General features: G+C 57.0%; 17 protein-coding genes. 13 read left to right on the top strand and 4 right to left on the bottom strand.

Annotated elements, in window-relative coordinates:
- Positions 1-127 precede the first annotated feature (127 nt).
- From ACIX8_RS18600 to ACIX8_RS18570, 7 genes are all read left to right on the top strand, one after another.
- Positions 128-1,261, top strand: coding sequence for an SGNH/GDSL hydrolase family protein (locus ACIX8_RS18600; protein WP_014266925.1), 1,134 nt, complete (start codon positions 128-130; stop codon positions 1,259-1,261).
- A 54-nt stretch (positions 1,262-1,315) separates the two neighbouring features.
- Positions 1,316-2,155 carry a sulfite exporter TauE/SafE family protein gene (locus ACIX8_RS18595; protein ID WP_014266924.1) on the top strand — a complete coding sequence of 280 codons (840 nt, stop codon included), beginning with the start codon at positions 1,316-1,318 and terminating at the stop codon, positions 2,153-2,155.
- The gene (locus tag ACIX8_RS18590; protein ID WP_014266923.1) at positions 2,152-2,541 is read left to right on the top strand and encodes a DUF1634 domain-containing protein; all 390 of its coding nucleotides are present in this window, start codon (positions 2,152-2,154) and stop codon (positions 2,539-2,541) included. The genes ACIX8_RS18595 and ACIX8_RS18590 overlap by 4 nt, the downstream gene beginning before the upstream one ends.
- A 488-nt stretch (positions 2,542-3,029) precedes the next feature.
- Positions 3,030-3,815 carry an alpha/beta fold hydrolase gene (locus tag ACIX8_RS18585; protein WP_014266922.1) on the top strand — a complete coding sequence of 262 codons (786 nt, stop codon included), beginning with the start codon at positions 3,030-3,032 and terminating at the stop codon, positions 3,813-3,815.
- 409 nt (positions 3,816-4,224) lie between these two features.
- Positions 4,225-5,325: a hypothetical protein gene (locus ACIX8_RS18580; RefSeq protein WP_150110665.1), complete on the top strand. Its 1,101-nt coding sequence runs from the start codon at positions 4,225-4,227 to the stop codon at positions 5,323-5,325.
- A gap of 522 nt (positions 5,326-5,847) precedes the next feature.
- Positions 5,848-6,477 carry a response regulator gene (locus tag ACIX8_RS18575; RefSeq protein ID WP_014266920.1) on the top strand — a complete coding sequence of 210 codons (630 nt, stop codon included), beginning with the start codon at positions 5,848-5,850 and terminating at the stop codon, positions 6,475-6,477.
- Between the two features lie 114 nt (positions 6,478-6,591).
- Complete coding sequence (locus tag ACIX8_RS18570) at positions 6,592-7,110, top strand: sigma factor-like helix-turn-helix DNA-binding protein (protein WP_014266919.1); 519 nt, start codon at positions 6,592-6,594, stop codon at positions 7,108-7,110.
- Positions 7,111-7,761: 651 nt separating this feature from the next.
- Here ACIX8_RS18570 and ACIX8_RS18565 read toward each other — a convergent pair.
- The 3 genes from ACIX8_RS18565 to ACIX8_RS26025 form a co-directional block, all read right to left on the bottom strand.
- Positions 7,762-8,175 carry an anti-sigma factor family protein gene (locus tag ACIX8_RS18565; RefSeq protein ID WP_014266917.1) on the bottom strand — a complete coding sequence of 138 codons (414 nt, stop codon included), beginning with the start codon at positions 8,173-8,175 and terminating at the stop codon, positions 7,762-7,764.
- Entirely contained in the window at positions 8,168-8,734 is a 567-nt protein-coding gene (locus ACIX8_RS18560; RefSeq protein WP_014266916.1) for a sigma-70 family RNA polymerase sigma factor, read from the bottom strand. Before ACIX8_RS18560 ends, ACIX8_RS18565 begins: the two co-directional genes overlap by 8 nt.
- 518 nt (positions 8,735-9,252) lie before the next feature.
- Positions 9,253-9,408 carry a hypothetical protein gene (locus ACIX8_RS26025; protein WP_190273699.1) on the bottom strand — a complete coding sequence of 52 codons (156 nt, stop codon included), beginning with the start codon at positions 9,406-9,408 and terminating at the stop codon, positions 9,253-9,255.
- Between the two features lie 332 nt (positions 9,409-9,740).
- Here ACIX8_RS26025 and ACIX8_RS18555 point away from each other — a divergent pair, with 332 nt between their 5' ends.
- The 4 genes from ACIX8_RS18555 to ACIX8_RS18540 all read left to right on the top strand — a co-directional run bounded on the left by ACIX8_RS18555 (position 9,741) and on the right by ACIX8_RS18540 (position 13,440).
- Entirely contained in the window at positions 9,741-10,259 is a 519-nt protein-coding gene (locus ACIX8_RS18555) for a cupin domain-containing protein (RefSeq protein WP_014266915.1), read from the top strand.
- A gap of 317 nt (positions 10,260-10,576) precedes the next feature.
- Positions 10,577-11,074 carry a gamma subclass chorismate mutase AroQ gene (gene aroQ / locus ACIX8_RS26020; RefSeq protein ID WP_184260808.1) on the top strand — a complete coding sequence of 166 codons (498 nt, stop codon included), beginning with the start codon at positions 10,577-10,579 and terminating at the stop codon, positions 11,072-11,074.
- A gap of 350 nt (positions 11,075-11,424) precedes the next feature.
- The gene (locus tag ACIX8_RS18545; RefSeq protein ID WP_014266913.1) at positions 11,425-11,808 is read left to right on the top strand and encodes a nuclear transport factor 2-like protein; all 384 of its coding nucleotides are present in this window, start codon (positions 11,425-11,427) and stop codon (positions 11,806-11,808) included.
- 144 nt (positions 11,809-11,952) lie between these two features.
- On the top strand, positions 11,953-13,440 hold the full coding sequence (locus ACIX8_RS18540) for a pyridoxal phosphate-dependent decarboxylase family protein (protein WP_014266912.1): 1,488 nt from the start codon (positions 11,953-11,955) through the stop codon (positions 13,438-13,440).
- Between the two features lie 654 nt (positions 13,441-14,094).
- On the opposite strand, the gene ACIX8_RS18535 is transcribed toward ACIX8_RS18540, so the two are convergent.
- The gene (locus ACIX8_RS18535) at positions 14,095-14,574 is read right to left on the bottom strand and encodes an Lrp/AsnC family transcriptional regulator (RefSeq protein WP_014266911.1); all 480 of its coding nucleotides are present in this window, start codon (positions 14,572-14,574) and stop codon (positions 14,095-14,097) included.
- Between the two features lie 210 nt (positions 14,575-14,784).
- Here ACIX8_RS18535 and ACIX8_RS18530 point away from each other — a divergent pair, with 210 nt between their 5' ends.
- Both ACIX8_RS18530 and ACIX8_RS18525 read left to right on the top strand, forming a co-directional pair.
- A complete protein-coding gene (locus ACIX8_RS18530; protein WP_190273698.1) occupies positions 14,785-16,440 on the top strand; it encodes a thiamine pyrophosphate-binding protein in 1,656 nt (551 codons plus the stop codon).
- Positions 16,441-17,230: 790 nt separating this feature from the next.
- Entirely contained in the window at positions 17,231-19,573 is a 2,343-nt protein-coding gene (locus ACIX8_RS18525; protein WP_190273697.1) for a sensor histidine kinase, read from the top strand.
- Positions 19,574-19,931: the final 358 nt, after the last annotated feature.

Below are 19,931 nucleotides of genomic sequence, written 5' to 3'. Positions count from 1 at the left end.
ATCCACTCAGCTCATGACGACTCTGTCCCACTTCAACACTGGGGCAGAGTCGGCATGAGTCATGTGTGGCCACGCGCCCAGAATGCGAAATGTCTGTGCCCCTCCCCAAGACTAAGGAATCAACGCTATGAAATACCAGAAGACCGTCACAAAATCCACCCCACCCCATAGAGCGATGCTTTCCATCGCGGCAATCCTGATCGCGACTGTCCTCAGTTCCACATCGCTACACGCCGCTTGCCAGTTCGACTCGACCGCACGAACCCCACCGGGTGGCGCTAAGCTGCAGGTAGTCGCATTCGGGGACAGCCTGCTGGATACCGGCACATATCAGCAATTCGCCAAAGCCAAATTCGACGGCGGAGAGTTCACCACCAACCCCTCCAAAGTCTATGTACAAGACATTGCTTGCACCTATGGGGACGTGCTCCTGCCTGCATTTCAGGGAGGATTCGGAGAACCACTCAAGCCATCTGGCGGCCTCGACTACGCCGAAGGCGGATCTCGGGTCGCATTGCAGCCTGGCATCAATCATGCGGCCGCCGGAACTCCGAATGCCGACTTCTCTGAGGAGACCACCATCCCAGTCACGGAGCAGCTCAACCGGTATCTCTCCGAACACCAGCGGTTCCATCCCAATCAGCTCGTCATCATCAACGGAGGAGCTAACGATATCTTCTTCAATTTGGCGGTCGCCGAACAGGTAGGCACCCCTGCCGCACTCCAGGCAGCCGAGCAGGCAATCGCTCAGTCGGCATTAGATCTGGCCGACGTAGTCGAGGTTGTCATCGCAAAAGGCGCGACACACGTAGTCCTGATGAGTCTCCCCGACATTGGCACCACTCCGCAGGGCGTCTCCAGTGCGGACCACGGCCAGTCGCTCACCCAGATCTCCCAGCTCTTCAACTCGACCCTGCTGGGTCAACTGAAGAGCAAGAATCAACTCGACAAAATTGTCGTGCTCGACAGCTTCGGCATCATCGACAACGTGGTCGCAAACTTCCAGGAGTTCGGATTCAAGGTGTCGAACACCGGCATGGCTTGCAACCTGGAAGCCCAGATCGGGAAAGCTACTGCCTTGAGCCTGCAGAACCCCACGTTCTTCGGCGAGTCATTGTTCTGTTCCCCCGCGACATTCACAACGCCAGACGCAGCTGAATCGTTCATGTTCGCCGATACGGTTCACCCCTCAGCCCATTTGAGCGCGATCTTCGCTAAGGCCGCGGAGCTACAAATCGAATCCAGCGGACTTGTCCGCTAGAGCATGGCGAGATATGAGGCGTAGGTCTCCAGAGCGTTCGAGTGGAGGAGGAGAATGACTCAACTCGAGTTCGCAGCGTTGGCATGGGGCGGATCTCTGGCTGCCGGATTCCTCGGTTCGCTTTCGGGGTTGGGGGGCGGCGTGGTCATTGTGCCCATGCTCGTCCTCGGCCTCCATGTCGATGTGCACTACGCCATTGGAGCGTCTTTGATCTCGGTCATCGGCACTTCCGCCGGCGCACAGGCCGCACATAGACAGGAGGGATTCTCCAACACGCGGCTTGGATTATTTCTCGAGATAGCAACCACCCTCGGCGCAATCTGCGGGGCGTTTCTTTCAGCGAGCACGCCGACCAAGTGGATCGCCATACTGTTTGGCGGGGTGCTCCTCTACTCGGCTTCCTCCTCGATGGGGTCCAGGAAGCAGGACACCACAGGTCGCGCGCCGGATGCACTTGCCGCGAAGCTCCGGCTAGTCGGAAGTTATCCGCACGAAGGAAAGCTGTTGCCTTACTCCGCCCGGAGGGTGCCATTGGGCTTCGGGCTGATGTTCGGGGCAGGGACACTCTCGGGACTGCTTGGGATTGGTTCGGGCGCGGTCAAGGTCCTAGTGCTGGATGGGGCAATGCAAATACCGTTCAAGGTTTCGACGGCGACCAGCAATTTCATGATCGGCGTGACCGCAGTCGCAAGCGCTGGCGTATACCTGCGCCGGGGCTACATCAATCCCGCCGTTGCCATGCCCGTGACGATCGGTGTGCTTCTTGGATCATTGCTCGGGGCGCGCGTTTTGCAGACAGCAAGGGTAAGGCCCATGCGCATCATCTTTGCGATTGTGATTGCTCTGCTTGGAGCGGAGATGATCTTCAACGGGCTGACTGGGAAATTGTCATGAAGATCGTGGAACCGATAGATGCGTACGAATCGATTAAACGGAGCATGACCGCCGTCCTCCGATGGACCACGGCGGGGGCCGGTATGGTGATCTTCGTTGGCGGTGTTCTGTTGTTGCTCCGCCATAGGGCAGCTCCCGCAGCCTTTCACTCATTTATCGGCGAACCGGATGCCTTGCGGTTCGTTCCGCAAATTGCGATGGGCGCATTCCATGGGCACGCATTGGCAATAGTGCAGCTCGGAATCCTCCTGCTGATCGCAACCCCTATGCTTCGTGTCGTCTGCGTTGGGATCGGGTATGCGATCGAACGGGATTGGCTGTATGTAGCCGTAGCTGGGATCGTCCTGGCCGTTCTGGGCTTCAGCCTACTCAGCCATAAACACTAGGACGAGGGGGAGAAACTCATGAGGGCACAGAATGGGCTCGCTTGTGATGTCTAGAGCAACCTTCACAACATCCCCTGGCACGCAAACGCCTCTTACCTTGCTTTCGAATTCAGCATGTAGGATCGCAACTGTAGCCTAGGTCCCGGGTCTTATGCGCACGAATCGAACCACTGCAAACGCATCGAGTGAGTTGAAGGCTGCCACCATCCACGAGGGACTGCGATTGCCCACGGCTCACCGATACCCCCCAAAAAAAGACTTCCCACGCAGCCTAGAACCGCTCTCCGCTATTTCGGATAGGGATGTTCCCGTCAATTATTGACGTGGCTGTGTCCAACCGCCAGCAAGGAGCGCTACTCAGCCACCTAAGAGAAGAACAGGAGCGCAGTACTCTATGGCGCCCCAGGAAACGGTGGGAGCCGCTTCCTAAAGCAACTCCCGTGCATCTTCGTGTCGTGTCAACCCTAACCATCTGCCAGGAGAGTGAAATGAAATCGTTCAAGGTTTGGTCTCTGAAACTCACGCTGTTATTCGCCGCAATATGCGCCACGTACTCGAGGCCCGCATTCGCGCAAACCGTACCTACCACTGTCATTCTTGTCCACGGTGCATTCGCAGACGGTTCGTCATGGAATAGAGTGATCCCGCTGCTTCAGGCCCAAGGCCTCAAAGTCGTGGCAGTCCAACTTCCCCTATCGTCCCTCGCGGCCGACGTTGCCGCCACCAAGCGTGCGATCACTGCGCAGACTGGTCCGATCATCCTCGTCGGACATTCCTGGGCTGGCGTTGTGATCACCGAAGCCGGCGTGGACGATCGGGTCAAAGCCCTGGTCTATGTCTCGGCATTCGCTCCCAGCGAGGGACAGTCCGCAGGCGAGATGGGCAAGCCATATCCTACCCCGCCGGGCCTCCTGCACCCGATCGCGGACTCCTCCGGGTATCTCACCCTCTCGCCCGGGGACATCGCAAAGCACTTCGCCCCTGACGTTCCGGCCGCTGAGTCGAACCTGCTAGCTGTGACGCAGGGACCCATCAGAGCAGCCAATTTTGACGAGCCTGTCTCCGCCGCAGCATGGAAGACGAAGCCGAGTTGGCTGATCGCAGGCGAACAGGACCAGATGATCGACCCGGCACTCTATAAGGCCGAAGCCGAGAAGATCCACGCGAAGGCGACTTGGCTGGCATCGGGTCATGTGCCGATGCTGTCACATCCGGATGCGGTAACTGCGGTAATCGTCGAAGCGGCGCACAGCATCGCCAGGTCGTCGAGGTAGGGCGCTGCAGATGGCATAGAGCGAGGCCGGCGAAGTCTCGGGATTGAACGTACGCCCTGAGTTCGCCGCGCCTTGCCAACGCAACAGAAGGGCAGTCCACCCAGATCGACCCGGCCCCGCTCGGCGGAGATGGCGAGAGACAGAGGGGAATATCCTCGGCTAGGCCGGGTTATGGCAGTGCTCCCACGCGAACGTGTTGCGTGACCCGAGAGGGTGACGCAGCGCAACGACGCAGGGACGACCAGGAGGAAAGACTTTGACGAACAAACTGTACCTATTCGCGCCCCGAGGGCGCAGGACGACGCGCGCTTGCTTCCGATCGCTCGCCAAATCGATGCTGACGTACGCGGTTGTGTGTGGCTTCTACAGCCAGAGCCCGGTGTGGGCGAGCGAGAAGCCGCCGCTTCCAATGCAGACACCCACGGCGCAGTCGGTCGGCACCTCGACGAACCTGAAGTCGGCTGCACAGGTGTTGCTCTCTCACTTCGAAGAGCTCAAGAAACACAAGAAGGACTGGATCACCGAAGATGATCTGCAATCGCTTGTTGAAAGCCCGGACCCCGTCGTGCGCGAGGCTGTCCGCTTTTTCGCGGTGAGCCCGATCGACCGGGAACTCTGCGGGGAAGCACAGGGTATGACGAAGGCGGGATTGGCTCGATGCATCCCGGTCGCGGGGAGTGCGGGGCTTGAAGAGACTCTGTTACGCCTTGGCCACGCGACTGGCGACGTGAAGGACGAGGCCCAGCGAAAATTCTACGCCACGCTGCTGCGGGACCCTGGCGTTCCGGCGGTCGTGCGCGCACAGATTGTTGCGCGACTCTCCGAGAAGGACATGCTGGCGATAGTAGGGCATCCGAACACGCAGGGCAATGCGAAGGACGTCGCGGACGAGACGGCAGCTTTTCTGTTCCTCGCGAAGATGAGCTGGCTGGGCACGGCGGAGGCAGAGGCGGTCGCGGCGTACAAGGTTCCTTATGTCATGTTGCGCGGCGACAAGGACCACTCGGCGTCGTTCTGGGATGGACACCAGGTCCACCTGAGCGAGAAGATGCTGACGGGCGGTACGGGAGTCGTGAGTGACCAGACGCTGGTCAAGCACATAGGCACCTTTGCGCACGAGAGCGGCCATGCGATCTTCGGGTTCTCAGGTCTATCAAAGACGGTGGGCGACGATATCGCACGCCGTCATCTGGAAAATGGTGTCGGCGTCATCATCAACGAGGCCGTGGCCGGCATTATGCAGAACCGCGCGCATGTGGCGGAGTTGGGCTACGGAGCGGACAAGGGTAGTGACGCGAATCTTTCCGTCGCTCACGATGTGGAGAAGAACATCGCGAACGATCAGACGGATTACGCGCGCCGCTACCACGTGAATACCGCCGTTGCGCGTAGCCAGATGGATGACATCCGGAAGGTCCTGGCGAACTCGGTGGTGCCGTATTTCCAGAGCAAATTCGGCTTGCTGGGTGATCCGCAACTTACGCTGACCCTGCCCGATCCACAGCGATAACGATGCAAATGATGAGCCTCCGCAGCTTCCTTCTATAACGCCAGGAAGCTGCGGAGGGCAGGTCGGCAGATTCTTCTGGGGTGGAATTTGGACGCCCAGGAGCGGGATGTTCCACCGCGATCCAGACGGGTGTCCATGCTGCCAGGGCGGGACGGCGTTCGAGGCCTGTTCTATCTGGACATCCTAGCTGCCGAAGTTGGGTCGGCGCTGAAGGTCATGAAAGAAGCCCTATTACCTGTTCTCCAACAAACCAACATCCGGCAAAGACCATGTCGGTCCTGTTACGTGACTAGCTAGTCCATGGGACACACCAGGACAAAATATATTCCGCGCGCATTGCGGAGCTGCTAGACGCATCTGAGCCGTGCCGACAGCGGATCCGGTAGGGCTACTAACAACTGCGAATTCATGCCTGTAGATTTCTCTAGGATGACAGGCCGCCAGCACTAAAAACTACTATGCTGAAACCAGCCAGCAGGGTAATTGCCATGCCAAGAAGCGTGACAACGATGGAGACAAGTTGTGGAGGGCCCAAAGAGAATTCGAGTAATGAGCGTTGAGGACCACCCCATTTTCAGAGAGGGCCTAAACTCGATGATCACCTCAGAGCCAGATCTACACCTTGTGGCGGAGGCTATCTCCGGAAGTGAAGCGGTAGCCGCATTCAGAACCCATCGGCCTGATATCACGCTTATGGACTTTCGGATGCCTGGTCTGGATGGCATTGCGGCGCTGAAGGCCATTCGCAGAGAGTTCCAAAGCGCGCGCATCATCATGCTGACCACATCGGAAGGTGACGTCGAGATACGAAAGGCACTGCGTGCCGGCGCATCGGCTTACATGCTCAAGAGTATGCCGAAGGCGGAGATCCTCGCTGCCATCCGGTCAGTACATGATGGTGGACGCTGCGTCCCGCCAGAGGTAGCGGCAAAAATAGCAATGCACCTGGGCGGCGAGCATCTCACAGTTCGCGAGCTCGAAGTCCTGGCCTTGATTCGAGACGGGCACGCGAACAAGCAAGTCGCAGATATTTTGGGCATTGCGGAGACAACCGTAAATTTTCATATTAGCAATCTCGTGAAGAAGCTCAAGGCGAATGACCGCACCCATGCAATGGCAATCGCGGTAAGGCGGGGTTTTCTGGAGATATGAGACTACCCGCATAAAACACTGACCGGAATTCATCGTTTGAAAGACACAACCTGAGCGCATGGCAGATGCTCTGGCCATGTGTGGGGAGCTTGTCTCTTAAAAGGACCACCGACCATGCAAACGAAATACAACACAACCAGTGACTCGGAAACACATTGCATCGAATGCGTTGATGCAATGTACAGATACGCGCTGTTCCTAACCTGTAATCCTGAAGATGCCGAAGGCTTGGTGCAAGAGACCTATGCCCGTGCCTTGCAGCTGATCGGCAATCCATGGGGAGGCGGCAACGCCAAGAAAGGGCTCTTCGCAATCTTGCGCGATATCTGGCTTCATGACGTTGGGCGAAGCCATCCGAAGAGTGATGAATCTCCCGTCAGGAGAAGAGGGCCGCACTCTGCTGTTGGATATCCTGGAGGCTTGCACCATGCGTCTGCGAGCGGGATCGAGGATGAGCAGGTGCGAATCGCGGTCCGGAGCCTGCCCGTTCCGTACTGTGAGGTCATCTTGCTTCGGGAATTCGAAGATCTCTCCTATCACTCCATTGCTACAGTTCTGGGCTGTCCCGTGGGAACCGTTGTGGCGCGCTTGTCACAAGCGCGAACAGCCCTGCGTGAGTTGCTGGCGGCATGAGCCCCCATGCGAGACAGCCAGCGCCTTCCCAGTCCTAGCTGGGAGATTGGGGTGGCCATGTGCATCTTCAAAGCATTCTGATCCCCAAGGGGGGAATATTCGCATAGGCCTCCAGAATGAGGAACCATATCCCCCCTTTGCGCGTCTCCACTTTGAAATCCGGCTCAATCGTGGGAGGGTTTTTTACAGTGTCTATGCTTCTCTTCGTGTTTTCCATGACAGCAGGAACACAGAGGCCTATCGATTATTCCCACAATGAAGCCGCAAAGAAGAGAGTCTAACGACTTTGCATGATATTCGTTACGAATCGATCCTCGATCTTCGCCGATCCGGGTTCTTTCATTTCCACTGCAGCTCTGCCATCGATCACAGATAAAATTTCAAAGCAGGGTACTGGGTATTCTCGACGCCGTATCTCGTTACATTGGAGTGGCCGTTAGCCGAGAGGGAGAAAGAAGCGTGGCGGACGCCCTTCCCCGTAGCTGTGGCCTGGTGGCAGGCCTAAGCGATTAAAACCGGGTGGCCGAGACGAGAGCGCGAATATGACCGCAGCTTTGTCCATGTGGCCAAGCTGCGGTCATGCCGTCGCGTTCATTCCGCCGAATTGAAACAGGCTTCCTCCAGAGACCCTTGCTAACCGTTGGAAAGCGATCAGAGGTCTGTGGAGCTGTCGCGGCAAGCCTTCGTCACAACGAGTAGACCGCCGACAACCATCGTGAGAGTCGCGGTTGCCAGCGCTATACGGCCTGATGAGAGGCCGATGGGGCGATGCCTGTGGCTGGCGTGCTGCGAGGGATGCTCGCGAGGAAGATCTCCGCCGGTCGGCACACCCCCGACCGTGGAGGCTTGGGTGAGCGATAGTATGCGATCTCGCAACGGTTTGGGCGCAACAAGCGGGACGAAGGCGTGCCGCAACTGCTTCGATAGTGCCTCCTCCTCCTGTAGCCTTACCCGGCAAGATTTGCATGCTCCCAGATGCACGCGCGCTTGTTCCAGTTCGCCGCCGACTAGCTCATTGTCGAGGAGCAGATGGATCGTGATGCCGAGGTCACCGCAGTCAATCATTCCTTGTTCCTCTTTCCGGCATGGACTGCTTCATCGAAGTGTTCCCGAGTAGGATGCGAAGCCTGGCTCGCGCTCTAGACAGGCGAGACATCACTGTGCCCGCTGGGCATCCGAGGATGGCCGAGATCTCTCTATAAGATAGCTCTTCAAATTCGCGGAGCAAGATAATCTCTCGCAACTCTGTTGATAGCGAGCCAATCGCGGAGCGAACACTTTCAACGTCTTCATTGGCTGCGAGGATTTGGTAGGAGTCGCGTGCCTGTCCCGGGATCGCGTCCATTGTGCTGCCGTTCCCCTCCATGTCGACCATCGGGGGGCAAGCTCTTCCATGGCGTAGTTGATTGAGCCATACATTGCGCAGAATGGTAAAGAGCCAGCTCTTCAGGTTGCTATCCTCACGCAAGCGATCAATCGCCTTGAAGGCGCGCAGATAGGTTTCTTGAACGAGGTCTTCCGCCTCTGCTCGATTTCTCGTAAGCATCATCGCATAGCCATATAGTCTGTCGATGTATTGGGGGCCGAACACCTCTGAATGTTGCTTGTTGCTCTGTGAGGCCATCTCCCTATTCTCTATAACCGGAGCGCTAGGAGTGTCACGGAAAGTTACCTATCCACTTGGAATTTATCGAATCGCGCGATTATTTTCCGGGGCATGTTAGAGCTGCCTTGCTTTCAACTTCCCACTGACACGAGACTGAAATCAATATGTGTGATGGTGAAATTTGAAAACAAGGAATTTAGCATAAGCCCACTCAGCTCGACGTATAAGTCGAGCCATAGTTTTTTGCCAGCGCACATACAGTAGACGATTCTAGGGCTCGTGTGCGCTGGAACTATCACCTAGTGATCATCGGGTGCAGATACCATCCCGCTCCTCCATCCGGCGCGGCGCGTCTCAGTTACAGGATCAAGTTCAAGCCCCAGGGGGCGGCAGTATCGCCACAGCAATTCGAACCCAGGAGAGATGGAGGCATTGAGCGATGAGACCTCGGGAGCCATACTTAGCCAAATTGGAAGCTGGTGCTATTGCCTGAGACGTGGAAGCTACTCACATTAGTCTGCCCAGACGAACAATATCTACGGCCGCGAGCCGCCGCGGTGCGCGTCGAAGTGCGGGACCATGGAATTGGGGTTTCCCCTGGAAAGCAGATATTCGAGCGATCCATCAAGCTCGCTAAGTACGCCATACGCGAACGCCCAACTCGTATCCGGATAATTTTGGTTCGTGCTCAAGAGCGATGCTCCTCATCGGACGCTGTCTCGCACATGATGCCCCGCAGAGGGCAAGTTGTAGGAGGTGAGGTTATTTCATTCGCTCGATGAGTAGGGTGCCAGGTAGGCAGGCGGGAGCTCGAAGAAACGCGATGGCGAAATTGTAAAAAGCTCTCTCCGGCCGGGCAGCGGGTATTTCGAGATGTAGCTGTTGCGGAGTATTCAGCCATTTGATTTCGGCTGCGGGCACAATGATGCCGGGGAAAAGGCAAAAATTAGCTATTTTAGGCAAAATTGACGACGCCTGTGCCTGCATTCTTGTGACAGTTGTATGAACACAAAAGGAGGCTTGGTTGTCGGAGTTCAAAAGCAGGGAAGGTCAGGCAGTGGCCGCATCTCGGGAACAGATTTACCAAGTTTTGGGCGTGCTTCAGCAATTCCTAGTAAGGCCTCAGGAGGGAGCGAACAAGATCGCCCTGATAAGGGGCGAGCTTCCAGAGGGTTGCGAGATTCCGCTCCATAGCCATCGCGACGTTGAAATTTTCTTCATCATATCGGGACAGGTATCGATCTATGTGGAGGGCCTGAACGGTAGTGCCTGGCAAACCATTGCTGAGGGTGAAGCAGTCTCAATCCCAGGCGGCTCGAAGCACGCCTTGCGAGCAGCAGGCACCACGCCTGCGGACGTGATCAGTGTCACGGGCGGTGAGCTCTTCTCGTTCTTCGAGGCCTTGGCGCAGCCGATCGCCGAGGGAGAGGTGATGATTGCGCCGACGATGGAAACGATGCAGGGCGTCTTTGCCGCTGCAGCTAAATATGGCATATGGCTGGCCTCGCCCGAGGAGAATAGAGCCATCGGACTTGCCATGTAATTGCGATGCATGCACGGAGAGCCGCCAACGCAAGCTCAAGTCAACACGGCGGGACGCAGGCTGCAGAGGTGCGATCGCAATCTCAACGGTTCACCAAAACCTGGCCCGCCAGAGGCGCCAGCTTTCACCTATGGCAGATATCAGAAGGAGTTCCCCTGGTTCGTACGCTCTCGAAAATGATCCTTACAGGCTCTGCATCATTGGCGCTTATCCTCCCCACCGCCGCCACCCCCGTTGACGGCCAACACCTGCTTCCATCCGCATGTGCGCTGAGCGCAGGAAAGGCGGAGAACATCGATCGCACACAGGCGGAGGCCTTGGCCACTGTTCAGGCGTTGATGGCCGCTCGCCTCACTCTTATGACTCAGGTTGCGCAAACCAAATGGAACACTGGTGCGCCAATCGAAGACCCGGCTCGAGAACAGCAACTGCTGGATGACATTCGCTTGCGAGCAGCTCAGGCCAACCTCTCCCCGGACTGGGTGGTCCACTTTTTCCGACTGCAGGTTGAGGCGGGTAAGGAGATCCAATACATGCTGTTCGCCCAATGGGACTCCGAGGAGCGTGGGAAGTTTGACCATCCAGTTGACTTGCGCGCCGATATCCGCCCGAGATTGGACCAGATGACGCCGAAACTCATCGGGGCCCTGAGCGTTGCTTGGCCTGCGATCGTATCAGGCAAGGTTCATCTGAAGTCGTGCTCTCCAAGAGCATTGATCTCGGGCGCTGGTTGTGTCACACCGTTGTCCCTAGTTCCGCTCATGGACGGCAGCGCGCGGGCCGACCAGAGGAGAACCGTAACTCCTATTCCATAGAGCAACGGGCTGTAATTGCAATTGCCTTATCCAGCTTCATAGATTCTGGAATCAGTGGCTTCAATCGCAATCCCATCCTTTTTAATTTGAAAGCAAGAAACGGGGTGCGATCGTCGAAGGATCTCGCTAAGGTCGGGGGATGAGATAGAGGGGAATTCGCGATGAACAAGTCATCGGCAATCTAAAGCCTCGCGACGGCTGTCAAAAATCGCGTTGCCATAGGCATTGAGAACTCGGCTAGGCCTCTGCGGAAACGCCGTATTGACTGGTCGAAGACAATGCGCAATCTAGCTCTCTCAATAGCGAGAGTCTCCGGAAGAAGATACAAAACCGTATTTGGAGGAGGTCGTATGACTGACGAAGAAAAAATGGAGCTCGCTATGAGCTTTGCAGTGGCAGTAAAGACCCAGAATCGAAAGTTGTTGCAATCCCTGCTCACGGATGACGTCGTTTGGAATCTGCCAGGAACCAGCTTGATGTCCGGCCAAGCACGTGGCGTCGATGGAATATTCAAGCGAGCCGAAATTCTCAACTCCTATGGAGTGACCGTCAAGGTGGAGCACATCATCATCGGCTACAAAGATGTGGGACTGCTCTTGCACAACACCGGAAACCACGGCGGGAAAATCCTTGACGAGCATCTCACGACGATCTTCATTCTGCGGGAGAACAAGATAGAACGCCTGGAAAGCCTCATCTCCGATGTTCCAATGCTCAACGCGTATTTCGCATAGAACATCGTGGCCACCATACAACGGCCACCGCCGCCCTCGATCCAAGGCGACGATGGCCTATTGGCATCGCTGAAAGAACTATCAGGTTTATTTAGAAATTTAGAAATCTATTCGCTGGAATGCAAGGTGCAGGAGGAAGTCGCCGTGAACGAATCGGAAGCATCGCAAAATGTTTCACTAGATCCAGAGGACTGGGAAGAGTTTCGTACTCTAGGACACCAGATTCTCGACGATATGGTCGAATACCTGAAAGACGTTCGCGAGCGTCCGACCTGGCAGAGTCCCTCGGCTGCGTCCCGCGACTTCCTCCAAACTCCACTACCCAAGAAAGGTTCCTCGCTGACAGAGGTGTACCGAGACGTCAAGGAGCATATCCTCCCCTACCCGACCGGCAACATCCATCCGCGCTTCTGGGGCTGGGTGATGGGAACAGGAACTCACGTCGGCGTGCTCGCCGACCTCATCGGGTCTACGATGAACTGCCATGTCTCCGGCTATGACCAAGGGGCGACCCTCGTTGAGCGGCAGGTCATTCACTGGCTTGGCGAGATGCTAGATTTCCCCAAAGGCACCAGCGGCCTATTGGTCAGTGGCGGCACGGTCGCGAATCTCCTGGGTATAACAGCAGCTCGCAACAGCCTAGCCGGCACCGATATCCGCAAAGAAGGGCTCGGGTCAGGAACGGGAGATCCTCTCGTGATCTACGGGTCCGAAGCCACGCACGGGTGGGCGGAGCGTTGCTGTGATCTTCTCGGCCTCGGGTCCGATGGCTTCCGCAAAGTACCAGTCGATGACCATGACCGAATCGAAGTTGGCGAGCTCGCGCGCATGATCCAGATAGACAGGAATCGCGGCATGCGCCCGATCTGCATTGTTGGAACTGCCGGTACTGTCAGCACAGGAGCTACTGACGATCTCATCGCATTGGCGGATCTCGCTCAGGCCGAAGGATTGTGGTTCCACGTTGATGGGGCATTCGGAGCCCTAGCCAAACTTTCGCCTCGATATCGGTATCTTGTCAACGGTCTGGAACGGGCTGACTCGGTTGCGTTCGATCTCCATAAATGGGGCTACATGCAGTTCGAGACTGGAGCCGTGCTGATTCGCGACGGGAAAGCTCACGAAAAGGCATTCTCCTTTGCTCCCTCATATCTGGAGAACTTCAGCGGCGGTATTGCGGTGAAGCCTACCGAATTCGCTTCAAAAGGGATTCAGCTTTCCCGAAGCTTCCGGGCATTGCGCGTCTGGATGAATCTCTCTGTCTATGGGGTTGAGAAATTGGGACAGGCAATCGAGCAGAATATCGACGATTCTTTCTATCTTGCTTCACGCGTGGAAGCCGAACCGGACCTGGAGTTGCTCGCTCCTGTTGTCATGAACGTGGTGTGTTTTCGCTTCGTTCAAGACGGATTCAGCGATAGGGAACTTGATGAGCTCAATTCGGAGCTTCTGGTCCGGCTTCAGGAATCTGGAGTCGCAGTGCCGTCGAATGCGCGCATCGACGGCAGGTTCGCAATTCGTGTAGCCAACACAAATCACAGGACGATTCGCTCAGATTTCGATTTGCTCATCAGCTCGACGTTGGAGTTGGGCCGTCGGCTTGCTGGATGGAGCAGCGACGTACTCGCCTGATGGCCGCGCGTTCCCAGGGTAAAGCTACACTGATGCCCGAACCGCGCAGGCAGGAACTTTCCATGCAGACACAGATCGGCGCGCTGAATTCCCTCCGCGAGAATATCCACCGCCGGGATGTCCTATGGCAGGTAGAGCATGCGGGCGACCTTCGGGGTCGTTGTTCAAAGACCTGCCTGGGGAGAAGGAACGATGGAAGTCCATGCCTCTCTTCCCGATGACAACCGAAGAACGTCTGGCCGCAGACTATCGTGGCGCAGGTGTGACCGTAGGCCCACACCTGATGAGTTACCACCGTGGCTGCATGACAAAAATGGGTGTCACCCCGTGAGCAGGGTTGAAACGTCTTGCGGATGGACAGTCGGCTCGCATTGCGGGTTTCGCGATCCCTCGCCAACGTCCGGAAACAGCAAAAGGCTTCCTCTTTCTCAACATCGAACGATGAGACTGGAGTTTCGAGAGCAAGCGTCAATCCTGATCTATTTGAAGAGCACCGTGGCCCCGCTAAGCCACGGAAAGTTTCGTCAGATCGAAGGCTCGGACCAGACTCAGGACAACGACTTCTCGGTGAAGACCCTTCGATGTGATGTCACCTGCCATCGGTGCTGTGCCAATACGGGCCCCCCGCAACCTGGTGCGAACAAGTGCTGCTGCTCAGGCGTGGCCTGGGCTCGAGATGGGAAGTGCGGTCGTGTTCTTGACCTCCTCAAGCACGATGTAGCTCTGCGTGTGAGCTACGCCAAGCGTGAGGATACGCTCGAGGAGAAAATTCTTGAATGTCTCCGCGCTTTCTGTGCGCACGTGGATCAAATAGTCGTAATCCCCGGTGATGAAATAGGCCCGTTGGATCTCGCGAATCCCGCGCACAGCGTCAAGAAAATCGTGGATGGCGGCTTTGTCCGAGCTTTTAAGCCGCACTTTCAAGAACACGTCGAAGACGATGCCCAACATCCTGGGCTGCAGCAAGGCTACGTATTTTTCAATGTAGCCCTTATCTTCCAGTGCCCGGAGCCGTCGGCCGCAAGGGGTTGGCGAGAGGCCAACTTTTTCGGCTAGATCAAGGACACTGATCCGACCCTCCTCTTGGAGGATGTCCAGGATCCTGACATCTATCTCATCAAGTATCGATAACATTACGCAACACCCTCATTTGTAGAGAAAGAAATCATATATCTGCTATAACACGGAATTTTACTGCATATTTGTTCTGAAGCGGAGTGTTTTTAGCCTGTATGCGCCTCCCCATTCCCCATACCATCGATACATCGTTCGAGAGCAGCATGACGATGAGCGAGTCACGGAGACAATCGGTTGAACATTGCTTACGAAACTAGGGAAAATAAAGTGGCGAGCGGGCGCGAGTGCCTTCTCGAGATTCTGCGGGATGAAGGCGTCACCCACGTCTTCGGCAATCCGGGAACGACGGAGTTGGCTCTTATAGACGCGCTAGCCGGCGATGATGATTTTCACTTCATCCTGGGGCTACAGGAGGCCGCAGTGGTGGGAATGGCGGACGGCTATGCGCAGGCTACCGGACGGCCATCGTTCGTCAACCTGCATACGACGGCCGGCTTGGGAAATGGAATGGGGAATCTGACCAACGCCTTTGCCACCAATGTTCCCATGGTCGTGACAGCCGGACAGCAGGACATCCGTCATCTGGCATATGACCCGCTGCTATCCGGGGACCTGGTGGGCCTCGCACGCGCAACGGTCAAATGGGCCCACGAGGTCCGTTCGCTGCAGGAACTCCCGATCATTTTGCGACGGGCCTTCCGTGATGCGAATACCGAGCCCCGCGGTCCTGTGTTCGTATCTTTACCGATGAATATTATCGATGAGATCGGCACGGTGTCGATTCCCCCTAGATCCACCATCGTGCAGGCGGAGAGCGGGGATATCAGCCAACTCGTCCGGCTTCTCGTCGAATCTGCCGGCAACCTCTGCCTGGTTGTAGGCGATGAGGTCGGCCGTTACGGTGCGACCGAGGCCGCCGTCCGAGTCGCGGAACTGCTGGGCGCGCCGGTTTATGGGTCCCCCTTCCATTCGAATGTGCCGTTTCCAACGGATCACCCCCTGTGGCGATTTACCCTTCCCCCGAATACGGGAGAGATGAGAAAAGTCTTAGGGGGGTACGACCGTATCCTGCTCATCGGCGACCGCGCGTTCATGTCGTATACCTATTCCGACGAGCTGCCTTTGTCCCCAAAAACGCAGCTATTGCAGATTGCGGTCGATCGACACAGCCTGGGTCGATGCCATGCGGTTGAACTCGGCCTTTACGGCGATCCGCTTTCCTTGCTGGCGGCGGTGGGCGATGCGCTTTCGCAAGAGAGGGCCCTTGCCCCGAGTCGGGACTCCAGGCTTGCGATCGCACGCGACTGGAGAGCGTCTTGGGAGCAGGACCTGAAGGATGAGTGCGAACGCCTGGCGCCGAGCCGCCCTCTGTACCCGCTTGTTGCCGCCGATGCCGTGCTCCGTGGAGTGCCTCCCGGCACTGTCATCGTGGACGAGTGCCTGGCGACTAACAAGTACGTCCGACAGTTGTATCCAGTCCGAAAGCCTGGGGAGTATTACTACTTCCGTGGCGCCGGCCTCGGCTGGGGAATGCCGGCTGCTGTCGGCGTCAGCCTGGGTCTCGAGCGGCAGCAGCGGGTCGTCTGCCTTCTGGGGGACGGAGCTGCCATGTATTCTCCGCAGGCGCTATGGAGCGCAGCGCACGAAAGTCTTCCTATAACCTTTGTGGTCTTCAACAACAGCGAATACAACATCCTCAAGAATTTCATGCGCTCTCGGCCCGGCTACAACGCGCAGTCGGGGAGATTCGTCGGCATGGAAATCAACCAGCCGTCGATCGACTTCTGCGCGCTTGCGCGTTCCATGGGCGTAGACGCGGTCCGGCTGACGGAACCGGACGATATCACTGCGTACATGATTGCGGCGGGAGACAGGGAGGGACCGTCCCTTCTTGAGATTCCCATCGCCGCGACAGCATCGTGACCCGCCGCACGCGACCGTTCGAAGGCCCATGCACCCCGCACCCCAGTGTGGGTACGACCAAAGCCCACGGGCAAAGTTTAGATATGGAGACGCCAATTCTCGTGCTCACTCTGGTGCAGCTCCTGTGATGCGTTCCGGTATCGGCCAAGTCCTTGCACTTCTGTGTTGGCTGGCGGCGAGCGCATATGGCCAGCGCGAGCCCTCCAGCCCCCGTGATCTCTATCACACCGCTTGGACAGCTCGCGAAGGGGTTCCAAGCGGAATCGTCCAATTGGCACAGACCTCCGATGGGATTTTGTGGATCGCCGCGGAGAGTGGCCTATACCAGTTCGATGGCATGACGTTCCAGCGCTTCAGGCCGAGCGACGGGAGTGCTCTTGTTTCAGATCAAGTGATGAGCCTGAAGGCCGACGCGCATGGAGGGCTTTGGATCGGCTACCGCTTCGGTGGCGTAAGTTTTATCAAAGATCAGCGATGCAGGAACTACGGGCAAGCGGAAGGGCTTTCCGAAGCATCAGCACTATATTTTGCGGTCGACGCGGATGAACGAGTATGGGCGGCAACTAACGGCGGCCTATACCGGCTTGAAGGGGATAAATGGCGGCGCGTCGAAAGGAGTTGGAATTTAGGGTCGAAGCAGCCAAGCGCGATATACAGCGATCGCGCAGGAAGACTCTGGGCTATAAGCCCAGAGGGTATTTTCTACCTATCCGCGGGTGGGCACGAATTTCGACTCGTTCAGCGGAAACCGGGTACAGACGAGGAATTGGGACAGAGCGCGGACGGAAGAATGTGGGTCTCTCGCCTTGGACCGCAGGGCATGGAACTTGGTCCGATGGAGCCCTCCGGGGCGATGCCGCTTGCCGATTCGTGGATACATGGGCAATTCACTGATGTCTTGGAGACCCGCGACGGCGGTTTGTGGTTGGGAACTCTAAAGCACGGCTTGATCTGGGCGCATTCGCGGAGGGAGACTTCCAAGCTTGGCGCACTGTCACGCGTCACCACCTTCAAGGGGGCCGACGGGCTCACGAGCGATACCGTAAGGAGCATCTTCCAGGATCAGGAGGGTGGGGTTTTCATCGCCACGGATGACGGACTGGACTATTTTCGGTTGCAGGCATTTGTGCCTCTGCCGCTGCCCAAGGGAACGCAGGAGATCGCCGTGTCAAGAGACTCGGACGGAACGCTCCTCGTGGGTGCCGGAAACTTGATGCATTTGGATGGGGACGTCGTCAGGCCACTGGCCAATCCGGTGGATCACATTCAGAGCATCTATCGCGATCCACTGGGCTCAGTCTGGCTTGGGGGTACCTCCCTGCTCGCACAGGAGACGCCCACCGGCGTTCACAGGGTCAGGCTGCCGCAGAGTCTTAGTTCGATGCACAATATACAGGCAATCGCTACTGGCAAGACAGGGGACGTCTGGGTGTCTTTCATTGGCAATGGGGTGCAAAGGTACTCTAATGGCGGATGGCAGAAGATGGGCCCGGATCAATTCCACAAGCCCACTGCGATCGTGGAAACGCGCGATGAGAGTGGCGCGGTGTGGTTTGGGTATACGAACAATCGAGTTGCAGCATTCGATGGAACTCGCTTCGCGACGTTCACCGAGCAAGAGGGTGTTGAAGTCGGTAACGTGACAGCCATCGCCGCATACCACGACCATCTCTGGATCGGCGGAGATCGGGGACTCGAGGCATTCGTCGGAGGGCGCTTCAAGGCCATACGGTTTTCCGGTCGGTCGCCCGCGAACATATCAGGGATCCTGGAGACCTCCGACGGGAGGCTGTGGTTGAACACGGTAAACGGCGTCGTGGAAGTCGATGGCACTGAACTTGAAGCATCGAAGTCAAACGGTCGTGGCGTAGCGCATAGGGACTTCGACTTCCTCGACGGGTTCGTAGGCGCGCCGGAGGATATCCGCCCCCTTCCCACCGTCGCAGGAACGTCCGACGGACGTCTATTCTTCTCGACTGTCCACCGAGTGTATGAGCTTGACCCGAGAGACATTCCAAAGAATCCGGTCATACCCAAGGTGCTCATTCGAGATGTCGTCTCGGGCGGAAGGAATTGTCCTACGAATGGCACTGTCGTTCTGCCCAGCGCAAGTGACCTGCAAGTCGAATACACAGCATTCAGCTACACAGTTCCACAACGAGTCCGATTCCGCTATCGACTTGAGGGTTACGAATATCAGTGGCACGACGCAGGGCAACGTCGTCAGGCGTTCTATTCAAAGCTGCCGCCTGGAACCTATTCGTTCCATGTTGCCGCCTCCAATGACGACGGAATATGGAATAACGATGGGGCTCGAGTCGAGATCGCCATCATGGCCGCATGGTACCAAACAGCATGGTTTAGACTTCTGTGCCTCCTTGCACTGTGTGCTGTCCTCTGGGCCGCACACAGAATGAGGCTCCGTGGAATTTCGCGCGTACTGCGACTCCGCTACGAGGCCCGGCTTGACGAGAGGACAAAAATTGCGCGCGACCTGCACGACACGCTGCTGCAGACGATTCAGGGCAGCAAGATACTCGTCGAGACTGCACTCGACCAATCCAAAGACTCCTCTAGGCTCTTGGAATGCCTAAACAAACTCGCAGCCTGGCTCGACCAAGCCACTAAAGAAGGCCGGGCTGTATTGATCACACTACGTGCTCCCGATGAGGAGGACAGCCTTGTTCTCGCTTTGAAACGCGCGCTGGACGAGTTCAGCGCGAACGAGACTCGTGGAGTTGACTTTGCAGTCCACGGTTCGGCAAGGAAGATGCATCACGGCATCTGTGAGCAAATAACTCATATCGGCTGCGAGGCTGTTCGCAACGCCTACTACCACTCGGCCGCGGATCGCATCTCCATTGAACTAGCCTTTGGGCGAAACCTCACACTGCGCGTCGCCGACAACGGCCATGGTATGGCCGAGGACACTCTGCGGGGTGGCCGGCCGGGGCACTTCGGTTTGCAGGGGATGCGGGAACGCTCCACTGCAATCGGGTCTGAGCTCAACATCATCTCCGTGCTGGATCACGGCACAGAGGTGGTCTTGACGGTTCCAGGCGAGGTCGTCTATGAGAGGGAACAAATTGTCTTCCGAAAGCTTCTGTCATGGATTCTCTCCTTTCGGGATTGATGACGGCGCGACGCATTCAGACAGTTGGTCTGCGCTCTTCACTGCCGAATCGGAAGGCACGCTTGGTGAGTCGCTCGTGGAGAATGACGAATTCAAGAGCAAGATCCAGAGTGCCGCGATGCGGGATTCCTCGATAGAGTCGATAGTGCGTGAGCGAAGGGACAGCGATCTTGCCGTGAGCTTGGCAATGAAAATCTAACGGTCTATAGGAACGATGATCCAAGCCCCCTTAGACTCGTCGCAGCGTGGACAGAGACGTTGGCCTGCAGCCCATGGGTTGATGCCTCTCAAAGAGGCCAGTCGCTCTATTTGGCCCATCACCATATCAACCTCACGTCCCGCGGCACAACGTGAACAG

Origin of the sequence: Granulicella mallensis MP5ACTX8 (genome assembly GCF_000178955.2) — a bacterium.
Classification (GTDB): Bacteria; Acidobacteriota; Terriglobia; order Terriglobales; family Acidobacteriaceae; genus Granulicella; species Granulicella mallensis.
Note: the sequence above shows the minus strand (reverse complement) of the source record. Positions and strands in the feature narration are given on the sequence as shown.